Annotated in this window: 14 protein-coding genes and 2 pseudogenes; 8 read left to right on the top strand and 8 right to left on the bottom strand. The window is 47.0% G+C overall.

Features of this window, described 5'->3' with window-relative positions; all coding sequences use genetic code 11:
• Positions 1-70 precede the first annotated feature (70 nt).
• Genes C3F35_RS02430 through C3F35_RS02440 form a run of 3 tightly spaced genes read right to left on the bottom strand, consistent with a single transcriptional unit; the run spans position 71 to position 4,723 of the window.
• Positions 71-1,321: an HlyD family efflux transporter periplasmic adaptor subunit gene (locus tag C3F35_RS02430; protein WP_082697346.1), complete on the bottom strand. Its 1,251-nt coding sequence runs from the start codon at positions 1,319-1,321 to the stop codon at positions 71-73.
• The gene (locus C3F35_RS02435; RefSeq protein WP_103792894.1) at positions 1,311-3,536 is read right to left on the bottom strand and encodes a peptidase domain-containing ABC transporter; all 2,226 of its coding nucleotides are present in this window, start codon (positions 3,534-3,536) and stop codon (positions 1,311-1,313) included. The genes C3F35_RS02430 and C3F35_RS02435 overlap by 11 nt, the downstream gene beginning before the upstream one ends.
• Positions 3,536-4,723: a TolC family protein gene (locus C3F35_RS02440; protein WP_158251933.1), complete on the bottom strand. Its 1,188-nt coding sequence runs from the start codon at positions 4,721-4,723 to the stop codon at positions 3,536-3,538. Before C3F35_RS02440 ends, C3F35_RS02435 begins: the two co-directional genes overlap by 1 nt.
• A 690-nt stretch (positions 4,724-5,413) precedes the next feature.
• Here C3F35_RS02440 and C3F35_RS02450 point away from each other — a divergent pair.
• A complete protein-coding gene (locus tag C3F35_RS02450; protein WP_032617657.1) occupies positions 5,414-5,614 on the top strand; it encodes a hypothetical protein in 201 nt (66 codons plus the stop codon).
• A gap of 222 nt (positions 5,615-5,836) precedes the next feature.
• A complete protein-coding gene (locus C3F35_RS27005) occupies positions 5,837-6,103 on the top strand; it encodes a VOC family protein (RefSeq protein ID WP_233211657.1) in 267 nt (88 codons plus the stop codon).
• A gap of 342 nt (positions 6,104-6,445) precedes the next feature.
• On the opposite strand, the pseudogene C3F35_RS02465 reads toward C3F35_RS27005, so the two are convergent.
• A pseudogene (locus C3F35_RS02465) lies at positions 6,446-6,622 on the bottom strand (NADP-dependent isocitrate dehydrogenase); the annotation flags it as partial.
• Positions 6,623-8,265: 1,643 nt separating this feature from the next.
• Between C3F35_RS02465 and C3F35_RS02475 the strand changes: the two are divergent.
• Positions 8,266-9,231 carry a hypothetical protein gene (locus C3F35_RS02475; RefSeq protein WP_103792899.1) on the top strand — a complete coding sequence of 322 codons (966 nt, stop codon included), beginning with the start codon at positions 8,266-8,268 and terminating at the stop codon, positions 9,229-9,231.
• Positions 9,232-9,662: 431 nt separating this feature from the next.
• Here C3F35_RS02475 and C3F35_RS27010 read toward each other — a convergent pair whose 3' ends face one another.
• A complete protein-coding gene (locus C3F35_RS27010; RefSeq protein ID WP_233211663.1) occupies positions 9,663-9,926 on the bottom strand; it encodes a hypothetical protein in 264 nt (87 codons plus the stop codon).
• Positions 9,927-10,336: 410 nt separating this feature from the next.
• Between C3F35_RS27010 and C3F35_RS02490 the strand changes: the two genes are divergently transcribed.
• Genes C3F35_RS02490 through C3F35_RS02500 form a run of 3 tightly spaced genes read left to right on the top strand, consistent with a single transcriptional unit; the run spans position 10,337 to position 13,116 of the window.
• A complete protein-coding gene (locus C3F35_RS02490) occupies positions 10,337-10,699 on the top strand; it encodes a GtrA family protein (protein WP_103792900.1) in 363 nt (120 codons plus the stop codon).
• Positions 10,696-11,616, top strand: a complete 921-nt coding sequence (locus C3F35_RS02495; RefSeq protein ID WP_103792901.1) for a glycosyltransferase family 2 protein — start codon at positions 10,696-10,698, stop codon at positions 11,614-11,616. Before C3F35_RS02490 ends, C3F35_RS02495 begins: the two co-directional genes overlap by 4 nt.
• Positions 11,617-13,116, top strand: coding sequence for a hypothetical protein (locus tag C3F35_RS02500; protein ID WP_103792902.1), 1,500 nt, complete (start codon positions 11,617-11,619; stop codon positions 13,114-13,116).
• A 285-nt stretch (positions 13,117-13,401) separates the two neighbouring features.
• Here C3F35_RS02500 and C3F35_RS02505 read toward each other — a convergent pair whose 3' ends face one another.
• The gene (locus C3F35_RS02505; protein WP_103792903.1) at positions 13,402-13,719 is read right to left on the bottom strand and encodes a hypothetical protein; all 318 of its coding nucleotides are present in this window, start codon (positions 13,717-13,719) and stop codon (positions 13,402-13,404) included.
• A gap of 27 nt (positions 13,720-13,746) precedes the next feature.
• On the opposite strand from C3F35_RS02505, the gene C3F35_RS27020 reads away from it, so the two are divergent.
• Positions 13,747-14,010, top strand: a complete 264-nt coding sequence (locus C3F35_RS27020; protein ID WP_233211658.1) for an excisionase — start codon at positions 13,747-13,749, stop codon at positions 14,008-14,010.
• A pseudogene (locus tag C3F35_RS02520) lies at positions 13,991-15,131 on the top strand (phage integrase Arm DNA-binding domain-containing protein). Before C3F35_RS27020 ends, C3F35_RS02520 begins: the two are co-directional and overlap by 20 nt.
• A 76-nt stretch (positions 15,132-15,207) precedes the next feature.
• Here the strand turns inward: C3F35_RS02520 and C3F35_RS02525 are convergent.
• Positions 15,208-16,434: a Shedu anti-phage system protein SduA domain-containing protein gene (locus C3F35_RS02525; RefSeq protein WP_103792904.1), complete on the bottom strand. Its 1,227-nt coding sequence runs from the start codon at positions 16,432-16,434 to the stop codon at positions 15,208-15,210.
• A 264-nt stretch (positions 16,435-16,698) separates the two neighbouring features.
• The gene (icd, locus tag C3F35_RS02530) at positions 16,699-17,949 is read right to left on the bottom strand and encodes an NADP-dependent isocitrate dehydrogenase (RefSeq protein ID WP_103792905.1); all 1,251 of its coding nucleotides are present in this window, start codon (positions 17,947-17,949) and stop codon (positions 16,699-16,701) included.
• Between the last annotated feature and the right edge of the window lie 17 nt (positions 17,950-17,966).

Below are 17,966 nucleotides of genomic sequence, written 5' to 3' on the forward strand. Positions count from 1 at the left end.
GAGTTCATTGTGTGTGTTATGTCCAATTGGGGCGAACAGGAAAATCGGGTTGCAACGACCACCTGCGGTGTCATCGCTCCTGGAATGATTCACTGAGTGTTTTACGCAAAGGTTTAAGTAAAAAGTCCATCAACGTGCGATCACCGGTACGGATATCGAGCTGAGAGGTCATGCCCGGCAGGATGTCGAGCTGACGCCCTGTCGTACTGCGCACAAACTGCCCTTCTTCCTGACGGTCTGACTGACCTTCAGCATGGCTTTTCAAACGAACATGGACGCGGTAGTAGATCTCCTCGCCACGTGGTGTGTTTTCCTTAAGGGTGTCGGCCGAGACATAAATCACCTCCCCCTGCAAGGCGCCATAAATGGTGTAATCGAAGGGGTCAAGGCGTACGGTGGCCGGGAGTCCAACCTGAACACGGGCAATATCAGCAGGCAGAACCTTAGCCTCAATGATGAGGGCATCATCGGACGGGACGATCTGCATGATCTCATCACCCGCACGTAATACCCCGCCCAGCGTGGTGACGCGGACGTTTTTGACTATCCCAGGCCCCATGGCCGTAAAGACCGTATCGTGTACCTGTTGGCGACGGCCTGCCATCTGTTGCAATGTCTGGCCCAGGTCATCTTCAGCCTTGGTGAGATCGGCTCGTGCGTCGTCCAAAAACTTATTGCGGCGACCCAGCAGGCGGGCACGGGCTTCATTGAGATCGCGCTGCGCGTTAAGCCGCTCACTGGTGCTCACATCGCCAGAGCGTTCCAGCTCGTTGACCAGGTTGAGCTTCTGACTGGCTAAATTCACGGCGGTTTGCAGCGCGGTGATATCTTCCTGCAGGCTCTGACGGCGTTGCAGAAAAAGTGCACGCTCAATGTCTGCCTGCTCGCGCAAGGCCGGGCCTGGATCGGAGGGGAACCTTGGCGCTGACTGCCCCGTTGATTCTGCGCGAAGTCGGGCAATACGCGCCCTGAGACCGATGATACGTGCGTCCACTTCACCCGCCGCTGCTTCAACGCGAGTTGGATCGAGGCGAGCCAGAATCTGCCCCGCCTTAACGTGGTCACCCTCTTTGACATGCAGCTCGGAGAGTACGCCCCCGTCCACGGTCTGGATTATCTGCACCCGACTGCTGGCGATCACTTCACCGTGTGCCCGTGCGACTTCATCAATGCGAAAATAGCTCGCCCATATGACGAAACCCAGGACCAGTGCGACGCTGCTCCAGATCAGCCCGGCGGAGATGCGGCTGCGGTGGTAGTTTTCCAGCCGATGCACGCGAGCAGCATCAGCGACTTCGTCGTCAAACAGTTCAACGGCCATTAAGAACTCCTGCTGAATTTGATGCTTCTGGCATACGTGTTTTTACGTTCATGACCTCAACGGTGGGCCGCGAGCCGGTGGCGCGCGCCATCAGTCCTGGCAACAACTTGTCTGGAGTACCATCTCGTACGATGGTGCCTTCCTGCACGACCAGCACACGGGTTGCAAAATTAATGGCCGCCATCGGACGGTGAGTGGCGACGATGAGGATATCTTCTGGCTGGAGCCTGGCTTGTAATGCTTTCCACACACGGGCCTCCGCTTCGCCATCAAGCGAGGCTGTCGGTTCATCCAGAAGCCAGATACGTGGACGTGCCATCAGCACACGTGCCAGGCCTACCAGCTGGCGTTGACCGCCAGACAGACCCGAGCCACCTTCACTGATAGCCATATCCATACCCAGCGGATTACTGGCAGCCACCTGATCCAGCGCCAGATCGCGGGTAACGTCCGTCAGCGTGGTGTCGCTGACTGCACCTGCGAGCATAAGATTGCTGCGCAGCGTACCTTTGAAGAGCTGCACCGCTTGTGGCAGATAGCCGACCTGAGCACTGACCAACTGGGGATCGATCTCCCACAAATCGACATCGCCCAGACGGACGCTGCCTTCACCGGGGCGATACAGCCCGGCCAGGACCTTCAGCAACGTCGATTTACCGCCGCCAACGGGTCCTAACAGCAGGACGCGTTCACCGGCATGAAAGTGGAGTGCGGGAATATTGAGTTGTTGTACCGGAGACTGCGGAAAGGCGAAGCGCAGCTTTTCCACACTGATATGTTCTGGCAGGCGATCGGGTAACAACAGGGTCTGCCCGGGACGGCGCTCCGTAGGTTTACGCAAGAGGTTGTTCACCATATCCAGCGCTTCTCTGACCTGCTGCCACTGCATCAGGTACTGAACACCCTGACTCACCGGCCCGATGACACGGCCACCCAGAATACTGCACGCTACCATGCCGCCGGTGGTCAAATATCCGGCTTCGACGCCCCAGACCCCGACAACAATCCCCATGACATACGCCAGTGTTGCCAGGCTGCCGGTGGTGATAGTGCAGAACTGGCTGAGCGATTTTTGCTGAATGCTATAGCCAGAGATGGAATGACTGAGCGTCTGCCAGTCTTGTGCAAAACGCCAGCCAGCATGACTGGCGCGCAGCGTCTCGGCCCCGCGAATACTGTCCACTAACAGGCCCAGACGCTCATTGCTGCGAAGCATCTGTTGGCGCGTGAGACGACGTAAGCGCAGACGGGTGAACAGGCCAATCGCCAGGGCGACAGGTAACATCCCGAGGTAAACCCAGCCTACAGGCCCACCGATCAAACCAATAAGCCCGATAAACAGCAGTGCAAACGGCAGATCCACGATACCGAAGACCAGACCGGCAGAGACAACCTGCCGTACCGAATCCAGCGCCCCCACCTGAGCGGCCAGCGTGCCCAGACTGCCGGGCTGCTGGTCGAGTTGCAGGTGCAGCAGGTGTTCATAGACATGCTGGGAAAGCCGTTTATCCACACTGCTGGCAACGCTGTCCATGACGCGGGCACGCAGTGTTTTGAGTAGCCAGTCCAGCCCCACCACCAGCACCATCCCCACAACCAGCGTGGTCAGTGTTGCCCAGGCCAGCGTGGGAACCACGCGATCGTAAACCTGCATGGCGAAGAGCGAGGTGGGAATGGCCAGAATGTTTACCAGCAGCGTGGCGGCGACGACCCGGGACACCCAGCGGCGGTCGCGCAGCAGCTCTCGCCAGACCAGGCGCATAGCCGGATTTTCGCTATCAGAGAGATTTTCTGACTGGACGTGCGAAGCCAGGCTGAACCAGAGCACCGCCGTTTCGTCATCCGTAGCCGTACCCGGCGCGCCGGTCACAAGGTCGTCTACCGTCAGCGTTCGGGGTTCGACACCTTCCCGGGTTAGCGTGAGGGTATCGGTTTTCCCTTCCTCGCTATAGCGTTCGGCCAGCCACCATGTCTGTTCGTGCCACATCAGTGCCGGTAGATGGCGTGGATCAAAACGCCGCCAGGGAAGCAATGCCAGCCGGACATCTTTCATTCCCGCGTCTGACAATATCTTGCGCACATGATCCTGTGGACGATCTGTCAACGGAGTCGCGGTCTGCGCTCGCGCATACGCCTGCGTTAATGCCGCTTTATTCACCGGGGCGCGTAGCTTGTCCAGCAAGGCCAGTAATTCAGAGAGAGGAACAGGTATCATCAGGGATGGCTCGCAGAGGTGTTAGCTAGTGGTGTGCCCGTGGGCAGGGCGCCCGAGGTATCGTCCATACGTCCCGTGCGCGCGGCCAGTCGTAAGCTGTCGACCCGCCATGCCGATCGTACCGATACCAGCGCTTGTTGTTGTTCGGTTAATTCGCGCACAGCGTTGAGAACGTCCAGCCAGCTTTTGTAGCCCGACTCGTACTGACGACGGAACGATGCCAGCGTGTCGCTGAGTTCGACAACAGACTGCTCATAACCCACCAGCAACGTCTGGTTAGCATCACGCTGATCAAGCAACTGGCGCGTCTGAATGTCTTCGCTGTGGCGTTGTTGGGCCAGATCCTGTCGTGCGGACTCCACGCGTTCCAGCGCCGCGTTCTGAAGACCACGGTTCACCAGCCCCAGCCCTTCCATAGTGCCGGTCACCACAATATTGATCGTATTGTTATTTCTCTGGTTGGGGATGCCTGAGTAGTCGTTGCGGGAGGCTTGCAGGGAGACGGTCGGCAGCGATGAGGTGCGCTGACGTTCTACATCAGTTTCGGCAAGCGTAACCCCCGCTTCGCGGGCACGCACGGTCGCACTCTGCGCAAGAACTTGTTCCTGTATCGCCTGATCGGCAGGTAGCTGGAGGATGTTGCCAGGCACCGGTAGATCGCTTGCGATCGGCTCCTGAGTCAGGGATAACAGCGTGGATTCGGCGGTAAGCAGGTCCGATTTGGCCTGTTCGAGCGAGGAACGCGCCTGTAACAACCGGGCCTTCGCCAGGCTGACATCAGCCGAAGAGGCCAGTCCACCCTGCGCGCGGCGCTGGATCTGCTCCTGCAACGCCAGATGGTTGTTTACGTTCGATTCAGCAACCGCAAGACGCTCGCGAACCCCCTGCACATTCGCGTAGGCCACTGCGGTCTCTTCCAGCAATTCACGACGTGTAGCCCAGGCCGTGGCTTGTTGAGCAAGGGTGTCATCGTCGGCGTAGTCAATCGCGCTGTCGATACGCCCAAAAGCCCATAACGGTTGCGATACGCTTAAGGTGGTCGAAGTGGAATCATTGTAACCCGAAATTTGCCCCGTCCCTGCGCTGGCCCCAAGCGTGGGCAAACGCGCCGCGCGGGCACTGTCGGCATTGGCCTCTTTGGAACGCACAAGCGCCTGCTGACTGGCAAGACCGGGATGATGGAGCATCGTGCTCCGCAGCGCGGCAAACAAACCGCCCGGCGAGGTGTTGTCAGAAATAGAGTGCGAGGGAGACGAAGACGCCCTCGCCTGAGCCATGGTCACAGAAATGACAAAGGGCAAAGAAAGTATGATTGCAGGAAGAATGCGACAACCGTGTCGACCAGGAAGAATCCTCATCGTCTGAAGAGCCCTTTATGTAAGAAAGATTAAAAGGCCCACCGATCATGATTTTTCTCAGGTTATCCCGACATAACAATGATTTGATAAATGGCACGGCCGGAATAACGAACAATAAATAAGAATAACCTTATTGCTTAACGTAATAATTACCGATCGGCAACATTCGTGTCAATATGTGTAATCGCGTAATAAAAGCTGTAAATCAGGGGTAATTAAGAAGATAACTTCCTTTAATACAAATACCCGCAGGACAAGGAAAACTTTGTGTGCAGAATATCTGTTAAAGCAGGGGATTATATTTCGCTACCTGAAAGTTGCAGAGGCTTTAGCGGACGCAATAACAAGGCAGCGGATAGCCCTCCTGCCACGGTTGACTATGCACTTACAGGCCGGACAGCTATCTGGTGTTGATTTTGAGCATTTTTCTGAATGCGGAATGATAGCGCCGAGCTTTTTTTGAGCCATACTTGTAACAGACACATTTTTCTTTTTGTTTCACTAACAGAGGAGGAATGTATGCAGTTAGGCAGTGAGAAGGGTGTCGTGTCTTCCCGGGATTTAGATTTTCTAGCCAGTAGCTTTGCCCGGATGCATTTGCACGGCCGACATCTGTGCACGGATGCAATAACCGGCAACATGGATGAGGATTGCCGGCTGTGGTTCCTTGACCGTTATGACTTTTACGTTGAACACCTAAAAGATAAGGAATTGCAGTAGTAACCCAAGCCGGGTGGTGACAGCTGCCCGGCATTCAATTAAACATCTTTGCTTATGAAAGCAGGCATTCACTACGCGTTTCATCACTTCGGCATCCCGCTACAGGAAGGAACCCCTGAAGGTTCATTCAGTGAAAAAGCAGGAATGTATACCGCTGACAACCCGGGTAAATTCAGGGTTCAGTGACATCGTTTCACGCATGACTCTCCCCTCCACCCTTTTTTGAAAACCTTACCGCATGTCGCTTTTAAGGTAAACAGCCTGTCTGCGGCCATTGAAGGGGAAGAGATTATTCTGGGCCCTTACGAGCCAATTGATGGTTACCCGGTCGCGGTGATCAATGACGCGGGAGTGCCCATTGAACTCATCGAAACGACATTGTCAGATGACGAAATCTGGCCCCGTGCCCGCTCCGGTCACGGTAGCCTGTATCGTTCTCAGGAAAATAGCGGGTTGGATGAAATCATGGTGCCGGGTGCCTCCCGGTGACTCTGCGCCAGACCACAGAGCCGCGTCATTCACCTGCTCTGACTAGTCGCCCCACCGCTTAGGGGGATTCACCACAGGGGAAGCCTAATCCCCTTCCTTCAATAAAGCGAATGTTATCTTTTATTTTTCACGGCTAACAATAAAGACCTGTGTTGGTCAGCGGGTCAGGGTCAGGGTCAGGGTCAGGGTCAGGGTCAGGGTCAGGGTCAGGGTCAGGGTCAGGGTCAGGGTCAGGGTCAGGGTCAGGGTCAGGGTCAGGGTCAGGGTCAGGGTCAGGGTCAGTTAATAATAAAAAAAACGGGAGCCAACCGGCTCCCGTTTGTACATAACCCGGAAACCGGATTACATGTTCGCGATGATCGCGTCACCAAACTCTGAACATTTCAGCAGCTTAGCGCCTTCCATCAGACGTTCGAAATCGTAAGTAACGGTTTTGGCGTTAATCGCGCCTTCCATACCTTTAACGATCAGGTCTGCGGCTTCGAACCATTCCATGTGACGCAGCACTATATCGTTAGAATTTCCATAAATAATTGATATGTAATGAATTAATACAGATATTGCATCATAAATCGCTTTGATTAAGTTCCTAACTAAGCAATTGTTTTCGTTGACAATGATTAGAGGTTTGGAGAATCTACCGTTCCACTTTGTCTTAATTCAATTTAGACGAAGTTAAAGCCCTTAAGATGGCAAGTTTTTAAATTACACTTAACCAAAATTTAGACGGAGTTGGACATGGACATGTGGTTCGCAATTTTTTTTGCAATGTTCTTGGCATACCCTTTTTTAATGATCGCGGCCTATTTACTTTGTTTCTTTAGAAAAAAACCAGAAATACTTTATCACTGTTGTAAAACCACCTCCGTAAATAAAATATATCTCGATAAAAAATTCATAACGAAAACTGAGGGACGTGCCTATTTCTCCCCAAAAAAAGATAATAACTTAGGCTTATCTAAAATTAATTTAAAATGTCTTCACCGGCGATCTGTTAATTTATTCATTTGGATGCAAAATATAATTACAAATAAATCAAAAAAATTAATACCTAAACCAAGCATTAATACGTCCAATGTAATATTTCAGGGTAATTCTTTGGGATTACTTAATAGCATTTTTAATGTGCGCAATGTTTACCACATATTCAACATATGGGGTGCGATTAAATTATTTAGAAATGAATGGGTTACATATCCGTTACATAATATAATTTTAACAGAATGTCATTTAGATAAAGAGGGTAACTGCATCGTCGAAGATGCAAGGTTAGATAAAAAGCAAGGCTTTGATTATTTTTTCTGTTTATCCAAAGTTATTGGCATGATATTGTTAAATCTTAATGTAAGCTTTTGTTTTATCTCAAGTGCCATAACTTATTTCTATCCAAACTGGTACAGCGTATGGTTTTTTTCAGTTGAATTATTTCTTCTTTTCATTCCAATAATAGTGGCGTGGTTTATTGTAAATCATTTTAAAAATAAATAATAAAACTACTAATTTTTAAAGCTTTACTACTTTATGATAAAAATGAGATCGTACCATTCTCATTTTTATCTAACCCCATCACTTGTAAATTGCGAGTTATTTTTTAAATGCTATTTCTTTTCTTATGAAGTCACTTTAAAATATCATTGATGTATGATCTAGATAAAAAATAAATTACACCCGGCTTTCGAGACCGTCCCTTACGCCCTTACTTTTAAGTAGTTACCTTCAATTATGAGAAAAAAGGATATTTTGGTGATGTAATTCTTTCAATAACTTGCACCCAAAGATGATTGCGTTTTCTCAGTCAATGCAGGGTTAACTGACTTGCGGGGGCGGAGGTTCAAACCCCTTGTGCCAGTCAAAACTCTAAAGAATATCTAGCTATTAGGTTGTATTTCGCGAACCAGGTTCAACCGCCAAAGCCGGCTTTGTGCCAATTGCAGACGTTGTAGCACTGCAAAAATATCTTGTCCGGATCAAGGTATCGCCACCACTTGTTAGGTGGATTAATCCGTATTTATAACAAATACAATTCCCGGCTGTACCTATAAGCTGTTGTCAGTTATACAAAAGCGATGTAGTGTTCCACACATTAAATTTCAAACGTGGAAAAGTCCGTGTTTAGATACAGATTTTTCCGCTGAATAACCGCATATTACCAAAGGTTTATCATGAGTAAGTGGCTATTAGACAGGCTATTTGAAGCCGGTGATCAGGCAGAGCCCCGGTTTGCGTTTCAGGGGACTGTAAATTGGATGAGGGCCCTTGCCGAAGTCGTTAACGGTGGCGCTTGTGCCGATGATAAACTAAATGATTTATATGCTCGGGTACAACGTAGACCTGTCAATCGTGAAGCTGATACGCTTGTGTTTGAGAACACAATGATGGCCTTACATAATCTGTCATCTTTGAAAAGTATGAATAAAGATGTCGAAGATAAATATGACATATGTCGTTCAGCTATTATTTCTTGGTATTACAGTATCTATTTTTCCGCTAGCGCGATGGTTGCAGCATCTTCTGGTTCTATTCAAGAGACACATACAGCCACAGCAAAAGTTTGGCAGTCAGATATCGCGGAAAAAGAACTTATCCCATATCCATTTAATCTTCTTCTAACTAGTTTAGTTTCAAACACTGCTGATGCCGAGATTGCTGCATATAGAGGTGCTAACCGTTTCGACCTAAATGATAGAGCTTATGATAATGAAACTGCTCATGGTGCACTGGTTTCCTATCTAAAGGGGACTCATGGCTACAAAAAGTGGGAAACAGAAGAGAGGGTGAGAACTTCTCGTGATTTCAAAGCTCTTAGTGTTGACAACTTTCGCACGAAAGCTGCTCGCGAAGTTCGCGATCACGCACTAGAAAAAGGACAAGTTAATTTCCTTATTCAGGCATTTAGATACCGTGGTAAAGCGAACTATCGTGACTCTATATTTTTATCCTACGGTGACAACAACGAAGCTATTATAGAAGAATTTATCCAAGATTTGTATGACGTCGCTATTGGCTTCATTAGGGCTACTTCGCATTATTGCAGTCGAAGAGTCGAGAGAGGTACGTGGGCTGAGTTTGTCGAGGATATTTCTGATAACTCAAGGTTGTCTATTGACTCCGTCGTGCTTGAAATATAACAAACAATTTAAGAATGGCTCAGCACGCTTGGCATTTTCAGTTTGGTTCAAATTTAGTGATTAAGGTATTCAAATTGAGTATGGTGAATACGTGCTTCACACTTTAATTGGGCGTTAATGCCCGCTTTTCGCTCATAGCGGACCTTAGACTTTTTAGGCAAGGCCATCATGTCTTTATTTCGAATGCGTACAGATGCAGACCGGTTTGATCATCGTTAATCCTGGCGAAGTTTCGAGGCCGCGGGTTCAACTCCCGCCAGCTCCACCAATCATGATTGGACGGTGATAGGACATCACCAGCAATAACAGGAAGTTAGCAGTCTCAGCAGGACACCGACCAGACGGTGAGGGGACAAAAAAGGATACGCAAAGGAGCCGCGGCTCCCGAGTGATAAGAAGCCCGCTGATGCGGGCTTTTTTATGAACTCTTTCTACACCGGCCTATCATTAGCGTCTGTGCTGTTTATGAAGAAAGTCACCCTGCCCATTACTTCTACCTCTTCCGCTGCGTCGCCTTCTATCGCCTCGCCGTCCTCTGTGATTAATGCTTTTCCCAGAAACCGAGCAAATTGGGTTTGCCCGCCACTAAGGATCAGCAGAACCTGCCCCTGTACCAGTCGTGTGACCGGCTCGATCACCGCAAGCCCGGATGACGTTTCCATTATTCGAGTGTCGATGCCAACGCCGCAGATCAGCTCCGACGTTAAGCGCCATTCGACCTAGTCCGTTGCCGGTGAAGAAAAGCCCATGTCACAACCCTCCGTTCGGGTTGTAGAGCAGGAAGGTTCTGACTTGGCCCTCATTGATCGAGTTGTCTTTGAGGATCGTGACGTAATGCTCGATCCGCTGATTGGCCTCATGCAGAGACTAGTTCCAGTTTACCTTAGCGAGCTCGGTCACAAAGTCCTGCGTTGAAATTATTTTGCGGCCGTTTGCCGCTTCCTTTATTGCTGATGTAAACGCGCCTGGTATTTCGTATTTCCTGCCCATGATCCGCACTCCATAAATTGCTGTATATATATACAGCATCGTTTATCTTTACTGTCGATCAAGTACGGGATGTTTGCTAAACTTCTACTCCTCTTAGAATTCACTGACTTATACAATGTTAAAGTTATTTGCTAAGTACGTATCGATAGGTGTGATAAACACGCTCGTCCATTGGATTGTGTTCGCAGTATGCCTCTATGTATTCCAAACAAGCCAGGCCCTTGGGAACTTTTCAGGGTTCGTTGTCGCTGTTTCATTTAGCTTTTTTGCTAACGCCAGATTTACATTTAAGTCGTCAACTACCACGCTGCGCTACATGCTATATGTTGGGTTCATGGGCACACTGAGCGCCGCGGTTGGCTTGGCTGCTGATAAATCTGGTATGGCTCCGATCGTCACTTTAATCGTGTTTTCCGCGATCAGCCTTGTGGGTGGTTTTATCTATTCAAAATTCATTGTCTTTAGGGATGCGAAATGAAAATTTCTCTGGTAGTTCCTGTCTTCAATGAGGAAGACGCAATACCCCTTTTCTATAAAGCAGTTCGTGAATACGAGCCATTGAAAAAATACGATGTAGAAATCGTATTTATAAATGACGGCAGTAAAGATGCTACCGAGTCGATCATCAACGCGCTTGCAGTTTCTGATCCGCAGATTGTTTCTCTGTCTTTCACTAGAAACTTCGGCAAAGAACCCGCTCTTTTTGCTGGCTTGGGCCATGCTACCGGTGATGCCATTATTCCTATCGACGTCGACCTTCAGGATCCGATTGAAGCCATTCCTTTGATGATTGAAAAGTGGCAGGCAGGGGCCGATGTCGTCCTGGGCAAGCGCTCAGACCGTTCTACCGATGGCCGCTTGAAGAGAAAAACAGCCGAATGGTTTTATAAGCTTCATAATAAAATAAGTAACCCCAAAATAGAGGAAAATGTCGGCGACTTTAGATTGATGAGTAAACAAGTTATTGACAATATAAAGCTTCTCCCGGAGAGAAATCTTTTTATGAAGGGCGTTCTTTCGTGGGTGGGTGGAAGAACCGAGGTTGTGGAGTATATGCGCGCCGAGCGAGTCGCGGGCAATACCAAATTTAATGGCTGGAAACTTTGGAATTTAGCGCTCGAAGGTATCACTAGTTTTTCAACCTTTCCACTTCGCGTGTGGACGTATATAGGTTTAGCGGTTGCCAGCCTCTCCTTTCTCTACGGATCATGGATGATTATAGATACGATTGTCTTTGGAAACCCAGTTCGAGGATATCCATCTCTGCTTATTTCTATTCTTTTTCTTGGCGGCATACAACTTATTGGCGTTGGGATATTGGGAGAATACGTTGGAAGGATATATATAGAGGCAAAGAAAAGACCTCGTTACATTATTAAAAATAAGGGCGATTAAATGTTCAGATTTAACACAAAAAGCTGCGACAAGTATTTTATAACGCTTATAACGTTATGCAGCCTGGTATCAATCTATCTCTCCTTTCTTTACTTCGGTATCGATGCAGATGGCGTTAATGCCCCTGTAGTATGGATGGAGTTTAAACTTCATGGTTTTACAGCGTTAAAGGATTGGTTACCAACTCCAGACAACTGGTACTTTACTCTATATCCTGTCTATTTTTTGATGTATTTTATTACTGGCAATAATGGCCCATTGATGTTAATAGCAGGCACTGCGCTTTTCGTCATTGCCGTTATATTATTATCTGCGATTATTGCTAAAAAAGTTGATAAAAACGCATCTTTAGCAATAGCATGCCTGCCACTCACATTTTTACCACATATATTTTGGACAGAAGGGGCTGTACAGCACCCCTTTGCTCACTATTCTACAGTGGCTTATGGACTTCTGTTAACTTATCTTTTTATCATTAACTTCGAAAAGCAAAAATTAAGCCTGAGTTTTGCTTCTGGTATCGTAGGCGTAATCATTTGCTCTTCTGATATGTGGGTTGCACCAACCTTCCTGTTACCAATTCTTTTAACTGAATTTTTTTTCTTAGTTAAACGCAAGTCTAGGCCCCTAAACTTTATTGTGGTGGCGGTTCTTTTTGCAATTGCTTTCAACCATACTATTCCTAAGCTATTAGGGATCGATTCACAACCATTTATAATTGCGAATTTCGCAATTATTTTGGAAAATATTAAGCAGGTAGCTTTAATAATTGGAGAAATGTTTAACATTTTCTTCGTTAAAGAAGCATGGTCTTATCTCGTCTCGCTTGCTTTAATGGGAAGCCTGTTTTTTGTGTTTTGTTTCTCATTGTTGAAAAATAATGACATCAAAAGTTATTTCTCATTATTAGCAATGCTATCTATTGCCGGAATAACCGCTGCCTATATAATCAGCAACCAAGATCCATTACAAAGAGTACCACGATTTTTTGTGAATATGGCACCGCTGTTTTTTATTATCCTTTCAATGATGGTAAAAACTCAACTGAGACGCGTTGCCTATGTAGTATGTCTTTTCTTTGTCGTCTCTAGTCTATTGAGCTATGACTACGAAAAGCCCTCATACAAAGAGTCGGAAAAAGATATAAGAAGCTATGTATCCTTCCTGCGGCAAAATAATCTCGCGTTTGGCTATGGTGATTACTGGAATAAGAGCATCACATCATTTTGGCTATCCAATGGCGAGATAACTATTGCTCCAATAAGCATATCCGCTGAAGGAGATGTAGTACTTAACAGTCCAAGATATCAAACGATGGTACCTTGGTACTCTAGCGAATATGCAGGAAAAAAGAATAGCGACAAGTATTTCATTGCTATTGATAAAAACACCGCATGTGGCGGCGTAGAGAAGTGTATCAACGCTATTTCTGCAAAATTTAAAAAACCGGATGAGATATTAACACATGCAGATATCACCCTTTTAGTTTTCAAAAAATAAATTAGATTAACGCCGCATTAGTGCGGCGTTAATCTTAAATTTTCTGTAATACCCAGCATTTCATTGCGCTAACTTTCTTTTTTCTTGAAAGAATTGGAAGAAAAAAAAGATAATTACACGGAAGAAAATCGGACCACATTTAAAACAGGAACATAAAATAAAATCAATGAGTTAATCACCTGCCACATTGGACAATATCGGACCATGCTGGACATTTTACCGCCCCAAAACGTGCCCCTAAGTTAAGATCTGCCCCCAAATTTGCCCCCTATTACGCACCGCTTCTTACACCGGAAGGTCATCAGCGTCCATGCTGTTGATAAAGTACGTCACCCGCCCCATAACCTCGACTTCTTCCGCAGCGGCGCCCTCGATCGTTTCACCATCATCGGTGATTAATGCCCGACCCATGACTCTTGCAAACTGGGTGTGGCCGCCGGACAAAATCAGCAGAACCTGATTCTGTACCAGTCTGGTGCACGGCTCGATCACCGCAAACCCGGATGACGTTTCTATTATGCGAGTATTGATGCCAACGCCGCAGATCAGCTCCGGCGTTAGGCGCCGCTCGACAGAGTCTGTTGCCGGTGAAGGAAACCCCATTACAGACCTCCGTTCGGGTTGTAGAGCATGAAGGTTCTGGCCTGCCCCTCAATTGTCGAAATGTCTTTGAAGGTCGAAACGTGGCTTTTTATCCACTCGTTCGCCTCCTTTAACGACCAATCCCAGTTAGCACGGGCCAGATGCTTTTCCCCACCAGCTATGAAGAAAGGACGTTTGTGGAGAGTAAGAGAGGATGCTGAAATCGTTGGCGAACTGGCAAAGCCTGATATCCAAAAAACTGATTCACAAAAACTTCAAAGGATCCTGAACGATGGCTGCTCGTCCGCGTAAGAACAATGTCAAAGTCCCAAACCTCTACCCGTATTTAGCCGAAAGGTTAATAAAGTCTATTGGCGATATAAGCACCCTTTCACTGGTAAATTTTACAGCCTCGGTACTGACGAGGCTGAAGCAACAGCGATTGCCATCGAAGCTAATGCACGACTCGCTGAGCAGCGAACCAGGCAAATACTGGCAATTAGTGACAAGATTGCCACCAGCAAGGGGAAAGCAATAACAACCAGTACTTGGCTTGACCGTTACTGGAAAATCCAAGATGAAAGGCTAGAGAACGGCGATATCAGGCCGAACACTTATAGCAAAAAGTTAAACCGGTCGCGCATCTCCGCGAAAAAGTTGGAATGAAACTTATTCCCAATGTTGACGTTCGAGACGTTGCTGAGATTCTCGAGTCTTATATATCAGAGGGTCAGCCGAGAATGGCACAGGTCATCCGCTCTGTATTAATCGACGTATTTAAAGAAGCTCAACACTTTGGCGAGGTTCCACTTGGTTATAATCCAGCCTTGGCCACAAAGCAGCCACGCAGACGTGTCACCAGGCAACGCCTTAACCTTGAAGAATGGCAAAAGATTTTCGAGATTGCTGACGCTCAGCACCAATATATGGGTAATGCGATGCTTTTGGCGCTCGTTACTGGCCAGCGCCTCGGTGATATTTCGAATATGAAATTCAGCGATATTTGGGACGACCATCTTCATGTTATTCAGGAGAAGACGGGGAGCAAGCTGGCAATCCCTCTTTCCCTCAGACTAAATGCAATTAATTGGAGTTTGAGGGATGTAGTAGCACGTTGCCGCGACTATGCAGTGAGCCCGTACCTTATCCATTTCTTCCGCACAACCTCAATGGCAGAACGAGGAGCACAGGTAAAACCGAACACATTAACGATGAATTTTAGTAAGGCGCGAGATAACGCTAATATTGAATGGGGTGATGGCTCTCCTGCAACATTTCATGAGCAACGCTCCTTGGCTGAGCGCTTATATGAAGCAGAAGGTATAGATACACAGAAACTGCTTGGGCACAAATCCCCAAATCAGACCGCACGTTACCATGATGATAGAGGTAAAGACTGGATTAATGTACCTCTCCAAAGATTTAAGCTATAAGGTTTAACAATATGCGGGCTTTTGCCCGCATACCAAATAAACATATTAAAAATTTCAAACCAACATTCCAATGTAATTATTTATAAAATTGAGCGACCGTACCGTCAATCAGATCATCAAAGGTTAATATTTCCAAATCTCTATAATCCGACATTATTTCACGCCAAACATCTGACTCAAAATCATGCCGCCGACCAACTACTATCCATCTGCGAGGTTTAAATACTTTGAATCCATATTTATCTTCAAACCACTTCCTATTATTAGGATCATCAAAATAAGTACTATAAACGCGAGTTTGTGATATATATGAGTTTAACCAAGAGCCAAATGTTTCTCTATTGCCTTTCCCAACTACAAATTTTTTATCAATAGTTGGCAGTTTAAATTCCACTATATCAGCGAATCCATTCGGTTGAACCACAAAAAAATCCGGACGAATGGATGGCCTATTCTCACTTTGCCATTCACATGTAAGTTCTGAGTGTATACTTATTGCTCCGAATTTCATGGACAATATAAATTCATTTTCAGACTCTGATAAGAAAGATGTTATCTCAGGCTCAGATGTTTCAACACAACCCCACTTTTCAATAAATTTATTTATTTTTGGTAATTGTTTGTATTTATAATCATCAGGAAGAGGATAACAATAGTGTGCATCAATCTTCACAAAATTCTCAATACCATCTAGAGAAAAACTTATACTATCTTTATCATCGTTAGCGCCATCAAATATAATTGGAAAGAAATCAATCCATTTAATTCTTCTGGTTTTCAGACCCGACTCATCAGCATCAAAAAACATACCATTAATTATGCGTGTAAAACTGCGTTCATCAACAGTAGGCGTTGGGACATTAAACCCCATAATACTGCTTTGAGCGCTAAAATTCCATCCTAACTCCCTTAATTTATCATAACCTCTGTTTGTTGGAAGGAGTAAATCTTCGCTGAATGTCGGAAGATGAAAATTAAAATCAACCGTTGAATCATACTCGAAACCTATTATCATTTCAAATAAGTTACATTCTTTGACAGAGTAATCAAAATATTGAACCTCTATCCGATATTCACTTGGAAGTTCCTCTAAAAGTTCAGAGTCATTGTACTCAATAGCAATATGAGTTCGACCAACATATATTATTATTTTTTGATGCTTAAGAAGAAAACCAGGCATGGTATTAATCAAATGAGGGTTATCTTTGACGTAATGATATAAAGGAGTCCAGTAGCGAGTTGCTAGTTGTTGTAAAAATTCAGTAATCAAAGGTTTTATTGTCGAATGCACTATGTCAGTCATAAAAGGCCTTCTGTAAACCAGTTGTTAGAAAATAAATCCGTAATTAAGTTCGAATAGTTAGAGGTCATAGTACAATATTGAGCCGCCATTCAACAAGTTAGCGCTTGATACTGTAACATTGCAGGCTGTGTTTATCTTGAGTTTTATTAGAACCGGAAGATGATTTTGTTAACTTGTTTTGATAAAATTTTGATAACCCTTCGAAAACTAATAATAAAAACGGGAACCAATCGGCTCCCGTTCCCACATAATCCAGATACCGGATTACATGTTCTTGATGATCGCGTCACCAAACTCTGAACATTTCAGCAGCTTAGCGCCTTCCATCAGACGTTCGAAGTCGTAGGTCACGGTCTTGTTGTTGATCGCGCCTTCCATACCTTTAACGATTAGGTCTGCGGCTTCGAACCATTCCATATGACGCAGCATCATTTCTGCGGACAGGATGATAGAGCCCGGGTTCACTTTGTCATGACCAGCGTACTTAGGTGCAGTACCGTGGGTCGCTTCGAACAGAGCGCACTCGTCACCGATGTTCGCGCCTGGTGCGATACCGATACCGCCAACCTGCGCCGCCAGGGCGTCGGAGATGTAGTCACCGTTCAGGTTCATACAGGCGATAACGTCGTACTCAGCTGGACGCAGCAGGATCTGCTGCAGGAACGCATCGGCGATCACATCTTTAATGATGATCTCTTTGCCGGTGTTCGGGTTCTTGATCTTCTGCCATGGGCCGCCGTCGATCAGTTCACCACCGAACTCTTCCGTCGCCAACTGGTAGCCCCAGTCTTTGAAGGAACCTTCGGTGAACTTCATGATATTGCCTTTGTGAACGATGGTCACAGAGTCACGGTCGTTGGTGATGGCATAGTCAATCGCTGCACGAACCAGGCGTTTAGTCCCTTCTTCGGAGCACGGTTTGATACCGATACCGCAATGTTCAGGGAAGCGAATTTTCTTCACGCCCATCTCTTCGCGCAGGAACTTGATCACTTTTTCCGCATCGGCAGAGTCGGCTTTCCACTCAATACCCGCGTAGATATCTTCGGAGTTCTCACGGAAGATAACCATGTCGGTCAGTTCTGGGTGTTTAACCGGGCTTGGGGTGCCCTGGTAGTAACGCACCGGACGCAGGCACACGTACAGGTCGAGTTCCTGACGCAGCGCAACGTTCAGAGAGCGAATACCGCCACCGACTGGGGTAGTCAGCGGGCCTTTGATGGCAACGCGGTAGTCACGAATCAGATCCAGCGTCTCAGCTGGCAGCCAGACGTCCTGGCCATAAACGTGGGTAGATTTTTCACCGGTGTAAATTTCCATCCAGGAAATTTTACGCTCGCCTTTGTAGGCTTTCTCAACAGCGGCATCCACCACTTTCAGCATCGCTGGGGTTACGTCAACGCCGATACCGTCACCTTCGATGAACGGGATAATCGGATTGTGTGGAACGTTCAGCTTACCGTCTTGCAGGGTGATCTTTTTACCTTCCGCCGGAACAACTACTTTGCTTTCCATTAACCTCTCCTTCGAGC

The sequence above is a fragment of the Leclercia sp. LSNIH3 genome (genome assembly GCF_002935105.1).
Lineage (GTDB): Bacteria > Pseudomonadota > Gammaproteobacteria > Enterobacterales > Enterobacteriaceae > Enterobacter > Enterobacter adecarboxylatus.

Coding starts and splice junctions, on each gene's coding strand:
- C3F35_RS02430 (WP_082697346.1), bottom strand. CDS start 1,321: ATGGCCGTTGAACTGTTTGACGACGAAGTCGCTGATGCTGCTCGCGTG.
- C3F35_RS02435 (WP_103792894.1), bottom strand. CDS start 3,536: ATGATACCTGTTCCTCTCTCTGAATTACTGGCCTTGCTGGACAAGCTA.
- C3F35_RS02440 (WP_158251933.1), bottom strand. CDS start 4,723: ATGCTCCATCATCCCGGTCTTGCCAGTCAGCAGGCGCTTGTGCGTTCC.
- C3F35_RS02450 (WP_032617657.1), top strand. CDS start 5,414: ATGCAGTTAGGCAGTGAGAAGGGTGTCGTGTCTTCCCGGGATTTAGAT.
- C3F35_RS02475 (WP_103792899.1), top strand. CDS start 8,266: ATGAGTAAGTGGCTATTAGACAGGCTATTTGAAGCCGGTGATCAGGCA.
- C3F35_RS02490 (WP_103792900.1), top strand. CDS start 10,337: ATGTTAAAGTTATTTGCTAAGTACGTATCGATAGGTGTGATAAACACG.
- C3F35_RS02495 (WP_103792901.1), top strand. CDS start 10,696: ATGAAAATTTCTCTGGTAGTTCCTGTCTTCAATGAGGAAGACGCAATA.
- C3F35_RS02500 (WP_103792902.1), top strand. CDS start 11,617: ATGTTCAGATTTAACACAAAAAGCTGCGACAAGTATTTTATAACGCTT.
- C3F35_RS02505 (WP_103792903.1), bottom strand. CDS start 13,719: ATGGGGTTTCCTTCACCGGCAACAGACTCTGTCGAGCGGCGCCTAACG.
- C3F35_RS27020 (WP_233211658.1), top strand. CDS start 13,747: ATGAAGGTTCTGGCCTGCCCCTCAATTGTCGAAATGTCTTTGAAGGTC.
- C3F35_RS02525 (WP_103792904.1), bottom strand. CDS start 16,434: ATGACTGACATAGTGCATTCGACAATAAAACCTTTGATTACTGAATTT.
- icd (WP_103792905.1), bottom strand. CDS start 17,949: ATGGAAAGCAAAGTAGTTGTTCCGGCGGAAGGTAAAAAGATCACCCTG.